This is a genomic window from Polaribacter gangjinensis, assembly GCF_038024125.1.
Classification (GTDB): domain Bacteria; phylum Bacteroidota; class Bacteroidia; order Flavobacteriales; family Flavobacteriaceae; genus Polaribacter; species Polaribacter gangjinensis.
This window is the reverse complement of record NZ_CP150662.1, coordinates 2,243,390-2,265,264: the sequence shown is the minus strand read 5'-3', so window position 1 is coordinate 2,265,264 and position 21,875 is coordinate 2,243,390. Positions and strand designations below refer to the sequence as shown.

The 21,875-nt window shown below is 32.1% G+C and carries 19 protein-coding genes; 13 read left to right on the top strand and 6 right to left on the bottom strand.

From position 1 onward, the window contains the following. Nucleotides 1-56 precede the first annotated feature (56 nt). Together WHA43_RS10040 and WHA43_RS10035 are read right to left on the bottom strand one after the other, a co-directional pair. Nucleotides 57-893 (bottom strand): ZIP family metal transporter, encoded by an 837-nt coding sequence (locus WHA43_RS10040; protein ID WP_105046917.1) that lies wholly within the window; start codon nucleotides 891-893, stop codon nucleotides 57-59. Beyond that, nucleotides 890-1,546 carry a metal-dependent transcriptional regulator gene (locus tag WHA43_RS10035; protein WP_105046916.1) on the bottom strand — a complete coding sequence of 219 codons (657 nt, stop codon included), beginning with the start codon at nucleotides 1,544-1,546 and terminating at the stop codon, nucleotides 890-892. The genes WHA43_RS10040 and WHA43_RS10035 overlap by 4 nt, the downstream gene beginning before the upstream one ends. Before the next feature lie 98 nt (nucleotides 1,547-1,644). On the opposite strand from WHA43_RS10035, the gene WHA43_RS10030 reads away from it, so the two are divergent. Both WHA43_RS10030 and WHA43_RS10025 read left to right on the top strand, forming a co-directional pair. Then, nucleotides 1,645-3,879 carry a TonB-dependent receptor gene (locus WHA43_RS10030; RefSeq protein ID WP_105046915.1) on the top strand — a complete coding sequence of 745 codons (2,235 nt, stop codon included), beginning with the start codon at nucleotides 1,645-1,647 and terminating at the stop codon, nucleotides 3,877-3,879. A gap of 11 nt (nucleotides 3,880-3,890) precedes the next feature. Further along, entirely contained in the window at nucleotides 3,891-4,343 is a 453-nt protein-coding gene (locus tag WHA43_RS10025; protein WP_105046914.1) for a thioredoxin family protein, read from the top strand. Nucleotides 4,344-4,349: 6 nt separating this feature from the next. Here WHA43_RS10025 and WHA43_RS10020 read toward each other — a convergent pair whose 3' ends face one another. Then, the gene (locus WHA43_RS10020; protein WP_105046913.1) at nucleotides 4,350-4,898 is read right to left on the bottom strand and encodes a hypothetical protein; all 549 of its coding nucleotides are present in this window, start codon (nucleotides 4,896-4,898) and stop codon (nucleotides 4,350-4,352) included. 316 nt (nucleotides 4,899-5,214) lie between these two features. Here WHA43_RS10020 and mfd point away from each other — a divergent pair, with 316 nt between their 5' ends. The 10 genes from mfd to WHA43_RS09970 all read left to right on the top strand — a co-directional run bounded on the left by mfd (nucleotide 5,215) and on the right by WHA43_RS09970 (nucleotide 16,381). Next, nucleotides 5,215-8,547, top strand: a complete 3,333-nt coding sequence (gene mfd, locus WHA43_RS10015) for a transcription-repair coupling factor (protein ID WP_105046912.1) — start codon at nucleotides 5,215-5,217, stop codon at nucleotides 8,545-8,547. Beyond that, nucleotides 8,547-9,404: a DMT family transporter gene (locus WHA43_RS10010; RefSeq protein ID WP_105046911.1), complete on the top strand. Its 858-nt coding sequence runs from the start codon at nucleotides 8,547-8,549 to the stop codon at nucleotides 9,402-9,404. The genes mfd and WHA43_RS10010 overlap by 1 nt, the downstream gene beginning before the upstream one ends. A gap of 76 nt (nucleotides 9,405-9,480) precedes the next feature. Next, nucleotides 9,481-9,810 carry an ArsR/SmtB family transcription factor gene (locus WHA43_RS10005; protein ID WP_105046910.1) on the top strand — a complete coding sequence of 110 codons (330 nt, stop codon included), beginning with the start codon at nucleotides 9,481-9,483 and terminating at the stop codon, nucleotides 9,808-9,810. A 46-nt stretch (nucleotides 9,811-9,856) separates the two neighbouring features. After that, nucleotides 9,857-10,324 (top strand): DUF6428 family protein, encoded by a 468-nt coding sequence (locus WHA43_RS10000; RefSeq protein ID WP_105046909.1) that lies wholly within the window; start codon nucleotides 9,857-9,859, stop codon nucleotides 10,322-10,324. A gap of 21 nt (nucleotides 10,325-10,345) precedes the next feature. After that, nucleotides 10,346-10,972, top strand: a complete 627-nt coding sequence (locus tag WHA43_RS09995; RefSeq protein ID WP_105046908.1) for a low molecular weight phosphatase family protein — start codon at nucleotides 10,346-10,348, stop codon at nucleotides 10,970-10,972. 11 nt (nucleotides 10,973-10,983) lie between these two features. Further along, nucleotides 10,984-12,018 (top strand): ACR3 family arsenite efflux transporter, encoded by a 1,035-nt coding sequence (gene arsB, locus WHA43_RS09990; RefSeq protein WP_105046907.1) that lies wholly within the window; start codon nucleotides 10,984-10,986, stop codon nucleotides 12,016-12,018. Nucleotides 12,019-12,174: 156 nt separating this feature from the next. After that, nucleotides 12,175-12,915: a DUF2490 domain-containing protein gene (locus tag WHA43_RS09985; RefSeq protein ID WP_105046906.1), complete on the top strand. Its 741-nt coding sequence runs from the start codon at nucleotides 12,175-12,177 to the stop codon at nucleotides 12,913-12,915. 29 nt (nucleotides 12,916-12,944) lie between these two features. Further along, the gene (locus tag WHA43_RS09980; RefSeq protein WP_105046905.1) at nucleotides 12,945-14,366 is read left to right on the top strand and encodes an SLC13 family permease; all 1,422 of its coding nucleotides are present in this window, start codon (nucleotides 12,945-12,947) and stop codon (nucleotides 14,364-14,366) included. 99 nt (nucleotides 14,367-14,465) lie between these two features. Continuing rightward, nucleotides 14,466-15,353, top strand: coding sequence for a carbon-nitrogen hydrolase (locus WHA43_RS09975; protein WP_105046904.1), 888 nt, complete (start codon nucleotides 14,466-14,468; stop codon nucleotides 15,351-15,353). Continuing rightward, nucleotides 15,353-16,381, top strand: coding sequence for an agmatine deiminase family protein (locus WHA43_RS09970; protein WP_105046903.1), 1,029 nt, complete (start codon nucleotides 15,353-15,355; stop codon nucleotides 16,379-16,381). The genes WHA43_RS09975 and WHA43_RS09970 overlap by 1 nt, the downstream gene beginning before the upstream one ends. Before the next feature lie 60 nt (nucleotides 16,382-16,441). On the opposite strand, the gene WHA43_RS09965 is transcribed toward WHA43_RS09970, so the two are convergent. Genes WHA43_RS09965 through WHA43_RS09955 form a run of 3 tightly spaced genes read right to left on the bottom strand, consistent with a single transcriptional unit; the run spans nucleotide 16,442 to nucleotide 20,551 of the window. Further along, nucleotides 16,442-17,416 carry a type I phosphomannose isomerase catalytic subunit gene (locus WHA43_RS09965; RefSeq protein ID WP_105046902.1) on the bottom strand — a complete coding sequence of 325 codons (975 nt, stop codon included), beginning with the start codon at nucleotides 17,414-17,416 and terminating at the stop codon, nucleotides 16,442-16,444. Nucleotides 17,417-17,436: 20 nt separating this feature from the next. Continuing rightward, entirely contained in the window at nucleotides 17,437-19,002 is a 1,566-nt protein-coding gene (locus WHA43_RS09960) for a sulfatase family protein (RefSeq protein WP_170039585.1), read from the bottom strand. Next, nucleotides 18,986-20,551, bottom strand: coding sequence for a sulfatase family protein (locus tag WHA43_RS09955; RefSeq protein ID WP_226742884.1), 1,566 nt, complete (start codon nucleotides 20,549-20,551; stop codon nucleotides 18,986-18,988). Before WHA43_RS09955 ends, WHA43_RS09960 begins: the two co-directional genes overlap by 17 nt. A 303-nt stretch (nucleotides 20,552-20,854) precedes the next feature. Here WHA43_RS09955 and WHA43_RS09950 point away from each other — a divergent pair, with 303 nt between their 5' ends. Further along, nucleotides 20,855-21,868: a glycosidase gene (locus tag WHA43_RS09950; RefSeq protein ID WP_105047368.1), complete on the top strand. Its 1,014-nt coding sequence runs from the start codon at nucleotides 20,855-20,857 to the stop codon at nucleotides 21,866-21,868. The last annotated feature ends 7 nt before the right edge of the window (nucleotides 21,869-21,875 follow it).

The window sequence follows — 21,875 nt, the reverse complement described above, 5'->3', positions numbered from 1 at the left end:
AAATATTGAATCTTTGAATTCAACTCAAAATTTTGAATCTTAAATTTTGAACTATTTTACCCCAAACCAACATCCAAAGACATCATAACAATAAATCCTCCAATAAATCCTAAAGTAGCAATGTCTGTGTATTTGTCTCTTTGAGTTTCAGGAATTACTTCTTCAACAACTACAAAAATCATAGCTCCTGCTGCAAAAGCCAATGCATAAGGTAAAATTGGCGTGAAAAATGAAACTGCTAAAGCACCTAAAACTGCTGCAATAGGCTCAACAACAGCTGATAATTGTCCGTAAAAAAAACTTTTTCTTCTGCTAATTCCTTGACGTCTTAGTGGCATTGCTACTGCAAATCCTTCAGGGAAATTCTGAATTCCAATTCCAATGGCTAAAGAAATTGCGGCAATTATCATTTCTGTTTGCTCTACTCCTACCAAAGTTGATGCAGCTCCAAATAAAACGCCAACAGCCAAACCTTCAGGAATGTTGTGAAGGGTAATTGCTAAAACCAATAATGTTGTTTTGTGAAAACTTGTTTTTACACCTTCTACTTCGTGTTCTTTAAAATTGATGTGTAAATGGGGTAATAATTTATCCATGCCAAACAATGCTAAAGCACCCAACAAAAATCCAAAAGCCGATGGAAAAACTTTTACAAAACCTTCTCCTGGACTATTTTCTATGGCTGGCGCTAACAAACTCCAAAAACTTGCAGCTACCATTACACCACCTGTAAAACCTAACATTCCGTCTAAAACTGCTCTGTTTAATTTTTTAAAAAAGAATACCAAAGCTGCACCAGCAGCAGTTAAACCCCAAGTAAAAACAGCAGCGTAAAATGCCGCCAAAATAGGATTTTCTTTCGCAAAAGATACTATTTGATCAAATGTACTCATGATTTTTGGATGTATAAATTATTGGCAATTTTTTTTGAAATCGTCATTTTTTGTTGATTTATTTCTATGATTAGCGAATCATCAAAAGCTTCTTTTTCTAAAACTTTGATGTGTTTTCCCAGAGTAATTCCTCTTTTATCTAAAAATTGCAAAAATTCTGACGAAGAGTCATCAACACCAATACAAATACCTGTTTCGTTTTTAAGTAAGGTAGAAAGTAATCGTTTTTCAATTGTTTTTAAATTTCCATCTTGATCAGGAATAGGATCTCCATGTGGATCTTGTGTTGGAAATCCTAAAAAATGATCCAATTGTTGAATCAGTTTTGGCGATTGAATATGTTCTAATTGTTCTGCAACATCATGTACTTCATCCCAAGAAAACTGCAATTTTTCTACTAAAAATACTTCCCACAAACGATGTTTTCGAACAATATTTGCAGCAATTTTTCTTCCTGAATTTGTCAATGTTACTCCATAATATTTTTTATAGCTCACCACTTTTTTATCCGAAAGCTTGCGAATCATATCTGTAACTGATGAAGGTTTTGTGGCTAACTTTTCAGCAATTGCATTGGTACTAATTCCTTTCTTCTCGGCTGTAGTTAAGTGAAAAATGGCTTTTAAATAATTCTCTTCTGATTGACTAAACATTGACATTGATTGAAAACACAAATATATAAATTTTGATACATAAAAAACATTTTTTAGTCTTGTCTAAATTTATATTTATATTTGCAAAAATATTTATTTTGAAAAGACTTTTTTTAATCCTGTTTTTATTGATTTCAAAAGGGAGTTTTTGTCAATCAATTAGTGGTTTTATTTCGGATTCATCTGGAGAAAAAATTCCATTTGCAAATGTGTATTTGAAAAATACAAAAATTGGAATTTCATCAGACAATAATGGTTTTTATGAATTGAAAAACATTCCAAAAGGGAATTATATATTGATTGTTAGTGTGGTTGGATTTCAATCAAAATCCATCAAAATTAACATCAATAATAACCAAAAGTTAACTCAAAATATTGTCTTAAGTGAAGCTGATTCATTGGATGAAATTGTAATTTCTGGAACCTTAAAACCAGTTTCAAAACTAGAAAGTCCTGTGCCTGTAGAGATTTATAGTAATACTTTTTTTAAGAAAAATCCTACCCCATCTGTTTTTGAATCGTTGCAAAATGTCAACGGAATTCGTCCGCAATTGAACTGCAATGTTTGCAATACTGGTGATATTCATATCAATGGTTTAGAGGGTCCATATACGTTTGTGTTGATTGATGGAATGCCCATTGTTAGTGGACTTTCAACGGTTTATGGATTGACAGGAATTCCACAATCTTTGATTGAAAGAGTAGAAATTGTAAAAGGACCTGCATCTACTTTATACGGCTCAGAAGCTGTTGGAGGAATTATCAATATCATCACCAAAAAACCAGGAAATTCTCCAAAATTAACTACGGATTCATTTGCAAGTTCTTGGGGAGAAATCAATACAGATATTGGTTTGCGATATAAAATTTCCAAAAAAACGGAAGCGCTTCTAGGAGTGAATTATTTTAATTTTCAACAAAGAATTGACAATAATAACGACAATTTTACAGATTTGACCTTACAAAACAGAATTTCAGTTTTCAATAAAATCAACTTTGATAGAAAAAGCAACAAACTTTTTACCATTGCAGGAAGATTTGTGTACGAAGACAGATGGGGAGGAGAATTGGATTGGCAAAGAGAATTTAGGGGTTCTAATATCAAATATGGAGAAAGTATTTACACTAAAAGATGGGAAACTTTTGGAACTTATGAGTTACCAACTTTAGAAAATATCAGTTTTCAATTCAGTGCAAATGGTCATTATCAAGATTCATTTTATGGAAAAAGTTCTTATGATGCTTCACAATTTATCGCTTTTGGACAACTTGTGTACAACAAACAATTAGGAGAAAAAAACAATTTATTAGTGGGTTTGGCTTACAGATACACCTTTTATGATGACAATACTTTTGCCACTTTGGATGAAAATGGAATTTCAAATGCTCCCTCAAAAATTCATTTACCTGGAATTTTTCTGCAAGATGAAATCAAATTAAACAATCAAAATACCTTGCTTTTAGGAACAAGATGGGATTATAACAGTGTTCATGGAAACATTTTTTCGCCAAGAATCAACTATAAATGGAACTCAAAAGAGCAAACTGATGTTTTAAGAGTGAGCATTGGAAATGGTTTTAGAGTTGCCAATATTTTCACAGAAGATCATGCAGCATTAACAGGTGCAAGAGAAGTGGTTTTTGAAGGCGAACTAAAACCTGAAACTTCCTGGAATGCAAACGTGAATTATGTAAAAAAAATCAACACGGAAAACAGTTTTATTACCTTGGATGCAAGTGCTTTTTATACGTATTTTGACAATCGAATTTTGCCAGATTATGAAACAGATTCTAACAAAATAATTTATGCAAATTTAGATGGGTTTTCAGTTTCTAAAGGCGTTTCTTTAAATGCAGATGTGCTGTTTACAAATGGTTTGAGCATCAATCTTGGCGCAACTTTGATGGATGTTTCTTTTACAGAAAACAATATAAAAACTAGACAATTATTAACAGAAAGTTTTAGTGGAGTTTGGTCTATTTCTTATAGGTTTTCCAACAATTTTTCAATTGATTACACAGGTAATTTATATGGCCCAATGCGATTGCCTTTGTTGGGTGAAAAAGATGTAAGACCTGAATTTTCTCCTTGGTATAGCATTCAAAACATTCAATTATCAAAGAAATTTGGCGACAATTGGGAATTGTATGGAGGTATCAAAAATTTGCTGAATTTTACGCCTCCTGCAAATAGTATCAATGGCGCAAACAATCCTTTTGATATTGGAGTTGATACTGAAAAAAACCCTGAGTTGGCCTTTGACCCAAGTTATGTATATGCTTCAAATCAGGGAATTAGAGGATTTGTTGGATTGAGATTTACACTTTTTTAAAATCAATTTTGATGAAAAATATTTGCTTGATTTTATTGCTGCACTCATTCTTAAATTTCGCTCAAAAAACAGATAAATTAACTGTATATTCTTTTGAAGAAGTTGAAAAATTACAACAACAAAATCCAAAACCGCTTTTGATTTTTGTTTATACAGATTGGTGTGATATTTGTTTTGGAATGAAAAAAACTACATTTCAAAATGAGGAAATTCGCACAATTTTAAATACCGATTTTTATGTTATTTATTTGAATGCAGAAACTGAAAAAGAAGTTACCTTTTTTGGAAAATCATATAGAAAAACTTCTGGTAAAATTCATGAATTGGCAACAATTTTAGCTAAAAAAAATAAACAAATTGTGTATCCAACAACCGTTATTTTAGATAAAGAATTGAAAATTGAATTGCAAATTCAAGGTTTTATAAAAAGCGCAGACTTGAAACCAATTTTAGAAAAATATTGATGGATATCAACGATTTCTTTCCCAGATTCTTGAAGTAGAACCATTTAAGTTTAAACTGTAAACAATACCTGCAGTGGCAAAAATATGTGATCTTTGAAAATCTCCACCCAAAGCACTTAATTTGTACATCAATTGTCCATTCAAACCAATTCTGTCAGTCACCCATAAAGTACCTCCACCACCGATATTTAAGGTTATTCCTGTTTCAATAAGATTTACGATACTAATGCCGCCCAAAGCATAAATCCTAAGTTTATATTCAGGATTGAAAAGCTCATAATTTAAATTTGCATCCGCTGAAACGTATTTTTGAGTGTCTTGAATAGATTTTGCAAGTCCAAAAGAAACCGTCATTTTGTTGCCAATATATTTGCTTAAACTAATTCCTGGAATAATGCCTATATACCTTCCTCCAACAACAGGCCCATCTTTCTCTGAATAAAGTACTGAGGATGAATTTAATCCAATTGACCAACTTCTTGAACTATCTTGTGCTATTACATTTGCAAATGAAACCAAAAGAAAAGCTAAAAGAAAAAATTTATTTTTTGTCATCACACTGATTTTTTGTGAAATAATAATCTTTACATCAAATTAGATTACATTTTTAACCTTAATCAACTTTCAAATAATAACATAAATTGTCATGTATTATTATGAAGTTCTAAAAATAAATACCAAAATAACTGTGCAAACAAAAATACCAACTCGTAAAAAGTATTCTTTTCAGCCTCATCAAATTACAGGGGATTTATTTTAAAAAATAAAACTGAATCTCGGACAAATATATTGATTTTTTATATTAAAAGATGCTCTACACTATCCAAATTTATAAATTAAGTTAGCTACCTTTGCGCAAAATTTTTTACAGTTGAGTATACAGCATATTGTACATCAATATCAACAAGCTACTTCAGTTTTACAAGTAGTTTCAGCCCTTCAACAAGAGAAAAACCATTTTCAGATTTCGAATTTGGCGGGATCCTCGTTGTCTTTCGTAATTGCAGAAGCATTTAAAAAAAGTGCACATCCTTTTTTATTAATTTTTGATGATAAAGAAGAAGCTGCCTACTATTTAAATGATTTAGAACAATTGTTGGGCGATAAAAATGTGCTTTTTTTTCCAGGATCATACAAAAGGCCTTATCAAATAGAAGAAACTGACAATGCCAATGTTTTATTACGTTCAGAAGTTTTAAACCACATCAACTCCCAAAAAAAATCTGCAATAATTGTGACCTATCCAACTGCTTTATTTGAAAAAGTAGTTACCAAAAAAGAACTTGAAAAAAACACACTTAAAATTGCAGTCGAAGATTCTTTATCACTCGATTTTGTAAACGAAATGTTGTTTGATTACAAGTTTAAAAGAGTAGATTTTGTAACTGAACCTGGCGATTTTTCTGTAAGAGGTGGAATTATTGATGTGTTTTCATTTTCCAATAACGAGCCATACAGAATCGAGTTTTTTGGCGATGAAATTGACAGTATTCGAACTTTTGATGTAGAGACACAATTGTCTAAAGAAAAACTAAAAAAAGTTGCCATCATTCCCAATGTTGAAAACAAAACATTGCAAGAAAACAGAGAAAGTTTTTTAACATATATATCTCCGAAAACAAAAATTTTCGCCAAAAATATCGGTCTAATTTCAGGAAGTTTAGATAAATTTTATGCAACAGCAGAAGAAGCTTTTCTAAAACTTTCTAAAGAAATCAAACATGCAAAACCATCAGAATTGTTTTGTAATGGTGAGTTCATCAAACAGCAAATGAACGATTTTACACTTGTTGAAATGACTTCAAAAATTTCGCAAGATTTAGAAGATATCTCGTTCAAAACTCAACCTCAACCTTCGTTTAACAAACAATTTTCTCTGTTAATTGAAGATTTAAAAGAACATCACAAAGCCGGATTTACAAATTATATTTTTTGTGCCAACGAACAACAAGCAAAACGCTTTCACGATATTTTTGATGATGCCACTGAAAAAGTGCATTATGAAACGGTTGTTTTTCCACTATATGAAGGGTTTGTTGATGTTGAGCAAAAAATAGTTTGTTATACAGATCATCAAATTTTTGAACGTTATCACAAATTCCGACTCAAAAATGGCTATGCCAAAAAGCAAGCAATTACGTTGCAAGAACTCAATAAATTAGAAATTGGTGATTTTGTAACACACATGGATCATGGAATTGGAAAGTTTGCTGGATTGCAAAAAATTGATGTAAATGGTAAAAAACAGGAAGCCATTAAGCTGATTTATGGAGACAGAGATATTTTGTATGTGAGTATTCATTCACTACACAAAATTTCGAAATTCAATGGCAAAGATGGCAAACCTCCTAAAATATACAAATTAGGTTCAGGTTCTTGGAAAAAAATCACTCAAAAAACCAAAGCGCGTGTCAAACATATTGCGTTTAATTTGATTCAATTGTATGCCAAAAGAAAATTAGAAAAAGGATTTGCATTTGGACCTGACACACACATGCAACACGAATTGGAAAGTAGCTTTATTTACGAAGATACTCCTGATCAATTTTCAGCTACACAAGAAGTGAAAAATGACATGGAAAAAGCACAACCTATGGACAGATTGGTTTGTGGTGATGTTGGTTTTGGAAAAACAGAAGTGGCTGTAAGAGCTGCATTTAAAGCAGTTGATAACGGAAAACAAGTCGCAATTTTAGTACCTACAACCATTTTGGCTTTTCAACATTTTCAAACATTTTCTGAACGTTTGAGAGATTTTCCAATCAAAATTGATTATTTGAATCGTTTTAGAACTACCAAAGAAAAATCCGAAGCAATTGAAGGTGTAAATTCGGGAGCTGTTGATATTATTATTGGAACGCATCAATTGACAAATCAAAAATTGAAATTCAAAGATTTGGGATTATTGATTATCGATGAAGAACAAAAATTTGGTGTGGCTGTAAAAGACAAACTGAAAACGCTCAAAGAAAATGTAGATACGTTAACGCTCACAGCAACTCCAATTCCAAGAACATTGCAATTTAGTTTGATGGCTGCCAGAGATTTATCTGTCATAAAAACGCCTCCACCAAACAGACATCCTATAGAAAGTCATGTGATTCGATTTTCTGAAGAAACGATTAGAGATGCCATTTCTTACGAAATTTCAAGAGGTGGTCAAGTATTTTTTATTCATAATAGAATTGAAAATATTCAAGAAGTTGCAGGTTTGTTGCAACGTTTATTACCATCAGCCAAAATCGGAATTGGTCATGGACAAATGGAAGGCAAAAAACTAGAAAATTTGATGTTGTCTTTTATGAATGGTGAATTTGATGTTTTGGTATCTACAACCATCATTGAAAGTGGTTTGGATGTACCAAATGCAAATACGATTTTTATCAATAATGCCAACAATTTTGGATTGTCTGATTTGCATCAAATGCGAGGCAGAGTTGGGCGTTCTAACAAAAAAGCGTTTTGTTATTTCATAACGCCACCTTATCATATGATGACTGATGATGCTCGAAAAAGAATCACAGCTTTAGAGGTTTTTGCGGATTTAGGAAGTGGCATTAACATTGCCATGAAAGACTTAGAAATTCGTGGTGCAGGCGATTTATTGGGTGGTGAACAAAGTGGATTTATCAACGATATTGGTTTTGATACTTATCAAAAAATATTGCAAGAAGCCATTGAAGAATTGAAAGAAAACGAGTTCAAAGACTTGTATCCTGAAGTTGAAAATACGCCAAAAGAGTTTGTAAAAGAGGTTCAAATTGATACCGATTTCGAGATTTTATTTCCTGATGATTATATAAATTCTGTAACAGAAAGATTGAGTTTATACAATAAATTAGGCGAATTAACTACCGAAAACGAACTGCAAGAGTTTGAAAAACAATTGATTGATAGATTTGGAGAACTCCCAACTGAAGTGGATGATTTGCTAGATTCTGTTCGAATAAAATGGTTGGCAAAAAAATTAGGTTTGGAAAAAATCATCCTAAAACAAAAAAGAATGGTTGGGTATTTTGTGGCTGATCAGCAAAGTAATTTTTATCAAACAGAAACTTTTACACGATTTTTAAAATATGTTCAGCAGCATTCTAAAGATTGCGTGATGAAAGAAAAAGAAACCAATAATGGCTTGCGTTTGCTGATTACTTTTATCAAAATTGATACTGTTAAAAAAGCGCTTGAAACGCTAGCCAATATTTGATGGAACAAACTACTTTCAAACAATTTTTAGGGCTTTTGTTAGCAGTACTTTTAATAAGTACTTCTGGTGTTTTAGGAAGATATATTGCATTGCCAACAGAAATCATCATTTGGTTTCGTTCTATTTTAGCGGTGATTTTTTTATATATTTTTTTAAAAATCAAAAAAACATCTCTTAAAGTACAACATCCAAAAGAATACATTCCGTTTTTGATTGGCGGAATTTTAATGGGCGCTCATTGGATTACGTATTTTTATGCTTTAAAACTCTCTAATGTCGCTTTAGGAATGTTGAGTTTATATACATTTCCAGTAATTATAGCTATTTTAGAACCACTGATTTTAAAGGTAAAATTCCAAGCAATTCATCTATTTTTTGGGGTTCTAATTTTAATAGGTTTGTATATTTTAACTCCAAAATTTGATCTAGAAAGTACTCAAGTAAAAGGCATTCTTTTCGGAGTTTTTTCAGCATTTTGTTATGCTTTCAGAATCTTGATTTTAAAAAAACATGCCACAAATTACGATGGAACAGTATTGATGTTTTATCAAGTTGTAATTATTAGTGTATTGCTATTTCCAACGCTGTTTTATATGGATTTGTCAGGTTTGCAAACACAATGGCCTTATGTATTGATCCTCGCTTTTGTAACAACTGCCATCGGTCACAGTATATTATTGCATTCATTAAAGTTTTTTTCAGCTACAACAACAAGTATTATCAGTAGTTTACAACCTGTTTTCGGAATCATCATGGCATTTTTTTTCTTGTCAGAAATTCCTGAAATAAACACTTTTATTGGTGGTTCACTGATTTTAGGAGCAGTTCTTTTTGAGAGTTTTCGAGTTAAAAAATAATGATCTTAAAATAGTTCCATTTTATTTTTGATTTCAATTATATTAATCGTAATATTGCAATCAACAAATCAATGTCATGGGAATTACCAAAACTGAAATTTTTTCAGACGAACAAAACAAAATTGCCTTATTTGCAAAAGTATTAGGACATCCTGCAAGAGTAGCCATTTTACAGCGATTATTTTCAATTGATGCTTGCGTTTGTGGAGATTTAGTCAACGAAATTGGTTTGGCACAACCCACCATTTCTCAACATTTAAAAGAATTAAAACAACTAGGAATCATCAAAGGAACTATTGATGGAACCAGTGTTTGCTATTGTATTGATCAAGAAAATTGGACTGAAATGAAAAAAGTATTACAAGCATTTTTAAATCAAGACATCTCAAAATTTGATTGCTGTTAAAAAAATTTAAAAACATTCATCGTAAAATCGCAATAAACAAATAAAAATGAAATTATCTGAAGTAAAAGAAGTATTAAAGCAATTACAAACTATAGCTTTTCAATTGCCTGACCAAAGTTTGGTTCCCAATCATTTTCACGTAACTGAAGTTGGAGAAATCACCAAACGTTTTATAGATTGTGGAGGAACTGTTAGAAAAGAAACTGTTGTTAATTTTCAATTGTGGAATGCAAACGATTATGACCATAGATTGCATCCAGAAAAATTATTGAAAATCATTGAATTATCTGAAAAAAACTTGGCTATTGACAACAACGAAATTGAAGTAGAATATCAAGGAAATACCATTCAAAAATTCGGATTGGATTTTGACGGAACCCATTTTTTATTGACCACAAAACAAACAGACTGTTTAGCAAAAGACGCTTGTGGCATTCCCGCTGAAAAACCAAAAGTACGTCTTTCAGAAATAACTGCTTCATCTTGTTGCTCACCAAAAAGTGGATGTTGTTAAGAAATTAAAACTAAATTATTCATGAAAAAATCATCTATATTTACTGATATTGAATCAGTTATCAATTCTTTAAACACAGCTTCAATTTCTTCAGAAAGAAAAGAAATCCTACAAAATTTGATAGTTTATATCCAATTAAAAGTTGTTTCAAAAGAGCAAATTCGCATCAATTTTATTTGTACACACAATTCTAGAAGAAGTCATTTATCGCAAGTTTGGGCGCAAACGATGGCAACATATTTCGGAATTGACAATGTGTTTTGCTACTCAGGAGGAACTGAATCTACAGCACTTTTTCCAATGGCAGCAAAAACATTACAAAATTCAGGATTTAAAATTCAGCAACTTTCTGAAGGAAAAAATCCAGTATATGCCATAAAATATGCTGAGAATGAACATCCAATAATTGGATTTTCAAAAAAAATGGATGACGATTTCAATCCTAGAAATCAGTTTGTGGCAATCATGACTTGTGATTCTGCAAATGAAGCTTGTCCTTTTGTACCTGGAGCTGAAAAACGAATTCCAATCATGTTTTTAGATCCAAAAGCGTTTGACAATACACCACAACAGGCTGAAAAATATCAAGAACGCAGTTTGCAAATTGCTACAGAATTGAAATTTGTTTTTGAAAACATCAACCTGTAGTATCAAAAAATATTCTGATGAAAAAGCTTTCGTTTTTAGATAAAAATCTTACACTTTGGATTTTTATTGCCATGATTATTGGGGTAAGTTTGGGATATTTTATTCCAACTTTTCCTGATTTTATCAATTCATTTAATAGTGGAACTACAAATATTCCTATTGCAATTGGATTGATTTTAATGATGTATCCGCCTTTGGCAAAAGTGAATTATGGATTGCTTCCAAAAGTATTTCAAAACACAAAATTTCTTTCTATTTCTCTGATTCTCAATTGGATTGTTGGGCCAGTTTTAATGTTTATATTGGCAATTGCTTTTTTACAAGACTATCCAGAATATATGGTTGGTTTGATTCTAATTGGATTGGCAAGATGTATTGCTATGGTGCTGGTTTGGAATGATTTAGCTGAAGGAAACAGTGAATATGGAGCAGGATTAGTGGCTTTGAATAGTATTTTTCAAGTATTTGCTTACAGCTTTTACGCGTGGCTTTTTATTACCATTTTACCTCCTTATTTCGGATTTGAAGGTGCAATTGTTGATATTTCAATAGTTACAATTGCAGAATCAGTTGCTATCTATTTAGGGATTCCATTTTTATTGGGCATATTGAGTAGATTTTTCATGATAAAACTGAAAGGTGCATCTTGGTACGATGAAAAATTCATCCCAAGTATTTCGCCACTCACATTAGTAGCGTTGCTTTTTACAATTGTAGTGATGTTTTCGCTAAAAGGTGAGTTGATTGTTGAAATTCCAATGGATGTTTTAATCATTGCAGTTCCTTTATTAATCTATTTTGCCTTGATGTTTTTCTTCGGATTTTTCTTCACAAAAGCAATGGGAGGCACTTATGATAAAACTGCAGCTGTTGCTTTTACAGCAGCTGGAAATAATTTTGAATTAGCAATTGCAGTAGCTATTGCCGTTTTTGGACTAAACTCTGGACAAGCTTTTGCGGGTGTTATTGGCCCTTTAGTAGAAGTGCCTGCGTTAATTCTTTTGGTTCGTGTTTCCTTTTGGTTGCGAAAAAAATATTTCAGTTAATTGAAAAAATTATATCAAGGAACATTCATAAAAATCAAATTTTTAAACGATAACGTTTGCGTAGATTTCCTTATTTTAAAGGGTTTTTATGACATTTATCACCTTTTTCATCTAAGAATCATTCCTATTTTTGTAGTCGTATTCTAATCAAACAAAATGAAACGAATTACAAAAATTGGATGTTTCCTTTGGATTCTTTTTCAAAGTTTTCAATCTTTTTCTCAAGAGGATTTTATTTATGAAAATCAGGTTTGGGTAGGTTACATTACAGACACAAAAGTAAGTGACAAAATATCTCTTTGGAACGATGCTCATTATGTCCCTGAAAGTTTTTTGATATTGCGAACTGGAGTAACTTGTCGTTTTAATTTTAGCGAAAAAGTAAAAGGAACTACTACATTAGGCTTTGCTCGTTTGTGGCTATATAGCCGAAATGAAGCGATTCCAACAAAAAACGAATACCGTCCTTGGGGACAAACTACCGCAAGTTTTAAGCTAGATAAATTTACAATTACCAATCGTTTTCGATATGATGCACGTTTTAAACAACGAATGGTAAACAACATTTTATTAGACGAGTTTGAATTCAATTGGCGTTGGCGTTACTTTTTGATGGCTTCGTATCCAATTTCAAAAAATATCGAAAAAAACACAGAGTGGTACGCATACAGCTTTAATGAAATTTTATTTGATAGCGGAAAAAACATCACCAATGGTTTTCGATTGAATCAAAATCGATTTACACTAGGAATTGGTTATAAATTCGACAACATGAAAATACAAGTTGGATATATCAATATGATTAAAAATCCGCCTGTAAGTGGAAATAAAATTATGGCAAACACGGCTATGTTAATGGTTTTTCATAATTTCGACCTTAGAAAATCAAAAAAATAAATTGCTACTATTCTTAAAATCAAGTAACCATGTCAGATTCTAGAACCTATTCTCTTTCGAAATATACCAAAAAAATAGAAAGACAAACGAAAATTATTTTCTTTTTAGCCACACTTTTAGTATCCTTTTTTTTAGTGTATGTATTACGTGATGACGCTTTTACTGCGACACAAGATTATACCATGTTTTTACTTTTTGTCTCTATTGGATTGTGGATTACTGAAGCAATTCCGCCCTTTGCAGTCGGAATTTTAATTATCGGTTTTTTGGTCTTCTCCATGGGACGAACTCCAGAAATTGATGTAAAACAATACGTCCAAACTTGGTCTGATGGCGTTATTTGGCTTTTTTTAGGCGGGTTTTTCCTAGCAGAAAGTATGAAAAAAACAAAGTTGGATGAATCTTTATTAAAATTCATTCTTCCAAAATTAGGAAACGATTCTAAAAATATTCTATTAGGAATCATGATGGTAACCGCAATTTTATCAATGTTGATGAGTAATACTGCAACAACTTCTATGATTTTAGCCTCAATTGCACCACTCATTTTTACCTTAGGAAAAGATTCAACTTTGTCACGTGCTTTGGTAATTGGTGTTCCTGCAGCTGCATCTTTAGGCGGAATGGGAACCATCATTGGTTCTGCTCCAAACGCAATTGCAGTGGGTGCTTTAGAAGGAGTTGGGGTTCAAATTTCATTTATTGAATGGATGATTATTGGAGTTCCTGCAGCAATATTACTAGTATTCTTATTCTTTAAATTATTAGAAAAACGATATCAATTAAAAACGCAACACATTTCTCTAGATTTTTTAAATGCCGAAAAGGAAGAACCGACAAGCGAAGATAAAATCAAAAAAAATATTGTGTTGATTGTGCTAGTTTGTACACTTACATTATGGTTAACTTCTCAATGGACAGGAATTCCTGTTGCTGTAGTTTCTGGTTTGCCAATTGTACTACTAACCATGCTTGGAATTGTTGATTCTGAAGATGTTAGAAAATTACCTTGGGACACTTTGATGTTGGTTGCTGGTGGATTATCACTAGGTTTGGCAATAAAAGAACAGGGAATTGCAGAGTATTTTGTACAGAGTATTCAAAATTTTGAATTGAATTACTACATTCTAATTGCTCTTTTTGGTTATGTTTCAGTGTTATTATCTAACTTTATGAGTAACACTGCTGCTACAACAATTTTAGTGCCAGTTGGAATTTCGTTAGTAAGTTTAATTCCGGGAGCAAACGTAGCATTTTTACCTGTAATTATCGGATTAACAGCTTCTTGTGCGTTACTACTTCCTGTTTCTACTCCACCAAATGCGGTAGCATATAGTTTGGGAATTGTAAATCAAAAAGAATTTTTTCCTGGAGGATTGTTTATAGGATTATTTGGCCCTATCGTTTTGATTTTGTTTACAATTGCAAGTTTCTTCTTATTCGGATTTTGATAAAAAACTCCTGACTAATTAAACCTTCAAACAGTTAAACCTTTAAACCCTTAAACAATTTCATAGAAATTCATACTTTTGTGCTTCAAATTTCAACTGATGATGAAGAACACCTATAAAATAGCAGTTATTCAATTAAACCTTAATAACACTCCAGAGAATAACCTTAAAAAGTGTTTGCAATGGGTAAGAGATGCTGCCGGAAAAGGCGCAGAAGTAATTTCTTTACCAGAATTGTATAGCAGTCATTATTTCTGTCAAAGTGAAGATACAGATAATTTTGCTTATGCTGAGCCTTTGTATAGCATTTCGTTTACTGCTTTTAGCGAATTAGCCAAAGAATTAGGTGTCGTAATCGTTGTGCCTTTTTTTGAAAAACGCATGGCAGGTATTTATCACAACAGTGCTTACATTATTGATACTGATGGAACTGAAGCTGGCTTGTATCGCAAAATGCACATTCCAGATGACCCTCACTTTTACGAAAAATTCTATTTTACTCCTGGTGATTTAGGCTTTAAATCAAACCAAACCAACAAAGGAAAAGTGGGAGTGTTGATTTGCTGGGATCAATGGTATCCTGAAGCTGCAAGACTAACTGCGTTGAAAGGAGCAGAAGTATTGTTTTATCCAACTGCTATTGGTTGGCATCCTAAAGAAAAAGCTCAATATGGTGAAAATCAGTATGGTGCTTGGATGAATGTGATGAAAGGACATGCAGTTGCAAATGGCGTTTATGTAGCAGCAGCAAACAGAATTGGTTTAGAAAAATACATACCAGATACTGATGGATTGGAATTTTGGGGAGCATCCTTTATTGCAGGTCCTCAAGGAGAAATTTTAGCACAAGCATCTCATGACAAAGAAGAAATATTGATTGCTGAAGTAAATTTGGATTTGCAAGAAAATGTACGTCAGAATTGGCCATTTTTTAGAGATAGAAGAATTGATGCTTTTGGTGACATCACAAAAAGAGCGATAGATTGATGAGAAGATTTCCAGCAGAATGGGAAAACCAAGAAGGCATCTTGCTTTGTTTTCCTCACAATGGCAATGATTGGCCAGGAAAATATGGTGCAATTCAATGGGCTTTTGTTGAGTTTATCAAAAAAATTACAGCTGTTGAAACCGTTTTCTTAGTTGTTGCTGATAAAAAACTACAAGAAAAAGTTACTGAAATGTTGCTAATGGCACATGTCCCATTAGAAAAAGTGTCTTTCATCATTCATAAAACCAACAGAAGTTGGATGCGCGATTCAGGACCAATCATCGTTCAAAATGGATCAAAAAGAGAAGCCATCAATTTCAATTTTAATGGATGGGCAAAATATAAAAATTATCAGTTAGATAAATTTGTACCATCAAAAGTGGCAAATCATTTAAATATTCCGCTAACTCAAGCTACCTACAAAGGAAAGCCTGTCATTTTAGAAGGTGGTGCTATTGATGTAAATGGCAAAGGAACTTTATTAACATCTGAAGAATGTTTGTTGCATCCAACAATTCAAGTTCGAAATCCGGGTTTTACCAAAGAAGATTACGAAGCCATTTTTAAAGAATATTTAGGTGTTACCAACGTCATTTGGTTGGGTGATGGCATTATTGGTGATGATACACATGGTCATATTGATGATTTGTGCAGATTTGTTGATGAAAAAACGATCATTACTGTTGTTGAAACAGATATCAAAAGTCCGAATTATGCTGCTTTACAAGATAATTTAGAAAGACTTCAAAAAGCAGTTTTAGAAGATGGATCAAAACCAAGAATTGTTACGTTGCCAATGCCAAAAACGGTTGAGTTTGATGGCTTAGTGATTCCTGCTAGTTACGCTAACTTTTTGATTATCAATAAAATTGTTTTAGTTCCTACATTTAATGATGCTAATGACAGAATTGCGCTCAACATCATTGCCAACTGTTTTCCTGACAGGGAAATTATTGGCATTAGCGCCATAGATTTAATCTGGGGTTTTGGAACGTTGCATTGTTTGAGTCAGCAAATTCCGAGTTAATTTTATACAAATACTATTTTAATAAAAATGAAAAAATCCTGCTAATGCAGGATTTTAATTTTATAAATAAACCTCAATAACTTTCGAGTCTTTTTCAGGAAGGATTTGTAGTTTTTTAACGCTTGCAGGAATCAAAATAGTTTCGCCCATAGCAAGTTGATAAATCTCATTATCTGCAGCTATTTTTACAAAACCCTCTGTACAAATATAAATAACGAAAGAATCAATTTGTGAATAATCCTTAGAAATAACATCCGTTACAATCAACACATTTGATTTGAAATACGGAGTATGAATCAGCTTATTACTTGTGTTTTCTGCGGTTTCGTAAGTAGTTTTATAACTATCTTCTACTTCAAAAGTAATTACATCTAAAGCCAACTCATTGTGCAATTCGCGTTCTTTTCCTGTTTGAGCATCTACACGATTGTAATCATAAATTCGGTAAGTTATATCCGAAGTTTGCTGAATTTCAGCCAACAATACTCCTGCTCCAATGGCATGGACTCTTCCTGTAGGAATGTTGAAAGCATCACCTGCTTTAGTTTTTACGGTGTTTAAAACTTCTAAAATTTGATTGTTTTCTAAGCATTGCAAATAACTTTTTTTATCCAATTCTTTTTTAAAACCCACAATAATTTCTGCATCATTATCCGCATTCATTACATACCACATTTCATTTTTACCAAAAGTGTCGTGTCTCTCTTTGGCAATTTCATCATGAGGATGCACTTGAATAGACAATGGTTTTTCAGCATCAATAAATTTAATTAACAACGGAAATTCATCACCAAAAGCTTTGTAAACCTTGTTTCCTAATAATTTTTCTTTGAATTCTTGTGAAAGTTGCTTGAGAGATTTTCCTGCAAAAAGTCCTTCTGAAACCAACGTTTCATCACCTTTTACATCAGAAATTTCCCAAGATTCTCCATTCATTTCTCCTTCAAACCCTTTATTTAAAAGAGTGTTTAATTTGTTTCCTCCCCAAATTCTGTATTTTGAAATGGGTGTAAATTTTAATGGATGTAATTGCATGTTTATTTTTTTTAGGTTACTTATTTCTTTTCTGTATTTTCAAATAATTCAGCGTTATTTTTTGTTGATCCTGATTGATTTTTTTCGCGCTTCCATTTGATAGTTTTTTGTCTTTTGATTGATAAATCAATTTCATTTTGCATCCAAGAATTTAAAAATGTTGTTTTATGCATATTTTCAAAAGCTGGCAACACATAATCATTGGTTGCTTTCATATGATTTTTTAATTCGTTTTTGAATTCAGCAATCAACTCTTTGTATTTAGGATCATCAATTAAGTTGTTTAATGCATTTGGATCGTTTTCATAATCATAAAATTCTTCTAGCGTTCTGTATTTCCAAAAATTGAATCTTTTGGCAACATCTTCGTCATTTTTACTCAATTCTTGCATGGCTTTGTATGTTGCATCGTAAGAGGCTGCTGACACAAATGGAAACTTTCCAGTTGCCCACGGATTAAAAATATACCCATATTTTTTTGATAAAACTGTTCTTGATGGTCTTGGAACACCTCCTGCATTTTCATCAAATTGAGCAAAAACATAAGCACCTATTTGCTCTTTTTTGCCTGTTAAAACTTCATAAAAAGAGTTTCCAACCATTTCTTTTGGAACTTTTTGTGATGTAATATCTAAAATAGTTGGCGCCAAATCAACCGCAGAAACAATAGATTTTTCTTCAGATTTTGGCTTGAATGCTTTTGGAAACGCGATGATTAAAGGTGTTTTTATTCCATGTAAATAAATGGAAGATTTTGCAAAAGGAAAAGAAGCTCCATGATCTGACAAAATAATGATAATCGTGTTTTCTGCTATGTTTGCTTTTTCTAAAGCAGCAATAATTTCACCTACACAATCATCACCTCTTTTAACGGAATTGTAATAATTCAACACATCATTTTTAATCACATCATTATCAGGTAAAAAATCAGGAATTTTAACATCCTTTAGTTCATAAATTTTAGAAGGATGAATTTCTTTGATATTCTTCGCATTTGGTTTTTCATCGTTGTAAAAAGGTTTGTGAGGATCTGCAACGTTTACCACGCAATAAAAAGGTTTGTTACTGTTTTTTGCTTTTGATAAAAATGTATTTAGGAGTTTTCCATACGATTTTGGATCTCTTTTATCGCCTTTTATATTCATTGCCTCACTCCAATAATGATTAAAATCTGGATGAATATTAGTATCTGTAACTTTGTTTAAAACCCCAGTGAAATAGCCGTTTTCTTTTAAAATTTCGGGCAATGTTTCAAAATTATCTTTGACGAAATAAAAACCACGAGTTCCTGTTTGATGCGGATACAAACCTGTTTGTATTACAGCTCTTGATGGCGAACAATTGGGTGCTTGTACAAACGCATTGTTAAATTGCACACCTTTTTTTGCAATTGCATCAATATTTGGAGTTAAGTCAGGAATAAAACCTCCAAAACTTGCAGGTGAATCCCAATTCATATCATCTAAAGTAATGAGCAAAATGTTTGGCTTTTCGTTTTGAGAAAAACTTGTTGAAATCATCAACCCCAAAAATAGATTTAAAAGTATATACGTTTTTTGCATCTTTTTGTTATTTGTGTGATTCATGACCTCCAAAATTTTTATCAGAAATGGCTCGTAATTCATCAAAAGTCATGTTATTCCCGTAACCTGATTTTAAGTTTGCCAATTCTTTTTTCAACTTTTTGATTACTGAAGTATGCTTTTTAGAATGTATCAAATTAGTCATCTCTGATGGATCATTTTTCAAATCGTACAATTCCCAAACATCAATATTATAGTAAAAATGAATGAGTTTGTATCTCTCTGTTCTGATGCCATAATGTGGTTGTACATGATGCCAAAATGGGTATTCGTAATAATGATAATACATGGATTGACGCCATTTTTTGGATGTTTTTCCTTGTAAATTAGCCATAAAACTTTTTCCTTGAACTTCTTTTGGTACTGCAATTCCCCCTAATTCTAATAAAGTTGGAGCAATATCAATATTAGAAATAACGTCATCAACCACCGTTTTTGGTTGAATCATTTTTGGATAACGAATGATAAAAGGCATCCTCATAGATTCTTCGTACATAAAACGTTTGTCAAACCAACCATGTTCTCCTAAAAAAAATCCTTGGTCAGAAGCATATACAATAATGGTATTTTCATCTAAATTATTGTCTTTTATATATTTTAAAACACGTCCAATATTGTCATCAACAGATTTTATGGTTGCTAAGTAATCTTTAATATATCGTTGAAACTTCCATTCTTTTAAGGCATTTCCTTTCAAATCAGGATTTGGAACTACAATTTCTCCTGGATTGTTTCCATAATCAAACCACTTATTGAGTTCCTTTTTTGACAAAGAATCTGGTGGTGTTAATTTCATGTCTCTTCTGTTGAAAAAATCCATGGTCATGTGTGTGTCACCAGCTGTTTTTTCTCTGCCAACATAGGCATCATAAAAATTTTCAGGCAATGGAAATGTTTCATTTTCATACAGATTTACATATTTTTCATCTGGAGTCCATTCTCTGTGAGGTGCTTTGTATTGTAACAGCAAACAGAAAGCTTTGGTTGTGTCTCTTTCTTGCAACCAATTCAATGCAAAATCAGTAGTAATATTTGTTGCATAGCCTTTTTCTTTTACTTTTTTGCCATTTTCATTGTATGTTGGATCCCAATAAAGCCCTTGTTCACCATGATCTATATGATATTTATAATAGTCAAATCCTTGAGGAGTTGACGCCAAATGCCATTTGCCAACAAGTGCAGTTTCATAACCTCCTGCTTGCAATGCTTTTGGGAAAGTCCATTGTGAACCATCAAAATAACCACCTTGATAATTTTTATAATACTTGTTTACATGACTGTATTTTCCAGTAATGACTGAAGCTCTACTTGGACCACAAATGGCATTTGTACTAAATGCATTTGTTAAAATGGCACCTTCATTTGCTAACAAATCAATATTTGGAGTTGGAGCAATTGCTGCAAATCTTTTGCTGTAAGCTGAGATGGCATTTGTTGCATGATCATCAGAAAAAATGAAAATGATATTTGGTTTTTTTGATGAATCTTTCATTTTTTGAGCACTTAAAAACGGAGAGATTGCAATAAAAAATAATATGCTTATTTTTTTCATGATTTGGTATTTTATTAAATAATGATTTCGCAACAAAGATACCTCTGTAAGTATTTTTTAAAGTTTGATAATAGCGCAAATGTATCTTGAATTTAACCAAAAAGATAAAAACTAACATTAAAATTAGGGTATTTACTGATTTTAAAACATACAGTAAAAGCCCTTGATTTATTAATTATTTTAATAAAAATGATTCATTGACCATATTTTCAAATAGATTGACCTATTTAAAAACCTTCTTTTTAAAATACAAAACTAATATTGCCCAAAGAAAATATTCTGTTAATCAAAGATTTTAAAAAAATGAAACTCAAAAAATTTGAAGGAAATCCAATCTTAGTTCCAAACCCAAAGAATGATTGGGAAAATTTAGTCGTTTGTAATCCTGGTGTTTACTATGACAATGGAAAATTTTATATGCTTTATAGAGCTGCAGGTGATGATGAAGGACACGTAATTCGTTTTGGTTTGGCAACAAGTGAAGATGGGTTTCATTTTGAGAGAGTTTCTGATGAGCCAGTTTTAGGCCCGAGTGAACAAGGTCCTGATATGGGTTGTATTGAAGATGCACGAATTATTAAATTTGATGATTATTATTATGTAACTTATGCTTTTAGACCTTTTCCTCCTGGACAATATTGGAAATTTAGACATGATGAAGTTTTAACTGAAAATCATGGTGATCACGCGCCACATTTTATCAAAAAAAATATGGCAAACTCTGCTTTGGCAATGACTAAAGATTTTAAAAATTGGATAAAATTAGGCAGAATCACTGATTCTAATTTGGATGATAGAGATGTGATTTTATTTCCTGAAAAAATTAATGGAAAATATGCCATGTTACACCGTCCAAAAGAATGGATTAATGGAGATTATGGTGTTACAAAACCTGCAGTATGGTTGCGTTTTAGCGATGATATGTTAGTATGGAAAGAACCTAGTACCATGATTATTGGTGGTATTGATGGTGGATGGGAAGAAAAAGTTGGTGGTAGCACTCCCCCATTAAGAACCGATAAAGGTTGGTTGGTTTTATATCATGGCGTTGAAAATGGTGGCTTAGGATATTACAGAGTTGGTTGTGTGATGTTAGATTTAGAAGATCCAACAAAAGTATTGGGTAGAACCAAAGATTTCATCATGGAACCTGAATTTGATTATGAAATAGAGGGTTATTACAAAGGATGTGTGTTCCCAACAGGAAACATGATTATTGATGATACGCTTTATGTATATTATGGTGGAGCTGATAAATATATTGGCGTGGCAACTTGCAATGTCCATGAATTGATCGATTTTACACTTAATCAATAAAAACCAA

Excerpts from the sequence above, each read along its gene's own strand:
- WHA43_RS10040 (WP_105046917.1), bottom strand. The coding sequence starts at position 893 with ATGAGTACATTTGATCAAATAGTATCTTTTGCGAAAGAAAATCCTATT.
- WHA43_RS10035 (WP_105046916.1), bottom strand. The coding sequence starts at position 1,546 with ATGTTTAGTCAATCAGAAGAGAATTATTTAAAAGCCATTTTTCACTTA.
- WHA43_RS10025 (WP_105046914.1), top strand. The coding sequence starts at position 3,891 with ATGAAAAATATTTGCTTGATTTTATTGCTGCACTCATTCTTAAATTTC.
- WHA43_RS10020 (WP_105046913.1), bottom strand. The coding sequence starts at position 4,898 with ATGACAAAAAATAAATTTTTTCTTTTAGCTTTTCTTTTGGTTTCATTT.
- WHA43_RS10010 (WP_105046911.1), top strand. The coding sequence starts at position 8,547 with ATGGAACAAACTACTTTCAAACAATTTTTAGGGCTTTTGTTAGCAGTA.
- WHA43_RS10005 (WP_105046910.1), top strand. The coding sequence starts at position 9,481 with ATGGGAATTACCAAAACTGAAATTTTTTCAGACGAACAAAACAAAATT.
- WHA43_RS10000 (WP_105046909.1), top strand. The coding sequence starts at position 9,857 with ATGAAATTATCTGAAGTAAAAGAAGTATTAAAGCAATTACAAACTATA.
- WHA43_RS09995 (WP_105046908.1), top strand. The coding sequence starts at position 10,346 with ATGAAAAAATCATCTATATTTACTGATATTGAATCAGTTATCAATTCT.
- WHA43_RS09985 (WP_105046906.1), top strand. The coding sequence starts at position 12,175 with ATGAAACGAATTACAAAAATTGGATGTTTCCTTTGGATTCTTTTTCAA.
- WHA43_RS09980 (WP_105046905.1), top strand. The coding sequence starts at position 12,945 with ATGTCAGATTCTAGAACCTATTCTCTTTCGAAATATACCAAAAAAATA.
- WHA43_RS09975 (WP_105046904.1), top strand. The coding sequence starts at position 14,466 with ATGATGAAGAACACCTATAAAATAGCAGTTATTCAATTAAACCTTAAT.
- WHA43_RS09970 (WP_105046903.1), top strand. The coding sequence starts at position 15,353 with ATGAGAAGATTTCCAGCAGAATGGGAAAACCAAGAAGGCATCTTGCTT.
- WHA43_RS09965 (WP_105046902.1), bottom strand. The coding sequence starts at position 17,416 with ATGCAATTACATCCATTAAAATTTACACCCATTTCAAAATACAGAATT.
- WHA43_RS09960 (WP_170039585.1), bottom strand. The coding sequence starts at position 19,002 with ATGAATCACACAAATAACAAAAAGATGCAAAAAACGTATATACTTTTA.
- WHA43_RS09955 (WP_226742884.1), bottom strand. The coding sequence starts at position 20,551 with ATGAAAAAAATAAGCATATTATTTTTTATTGCAATCTCTCCGTTTTTA.
- WHA43_RS09950 (WP_105047368.1), top strand. The coding sequence starts at position 20,855 with ATGAAACTCAAAAAATTTGAAGGAAATCCAATCTTAGTTCCAAACCCA.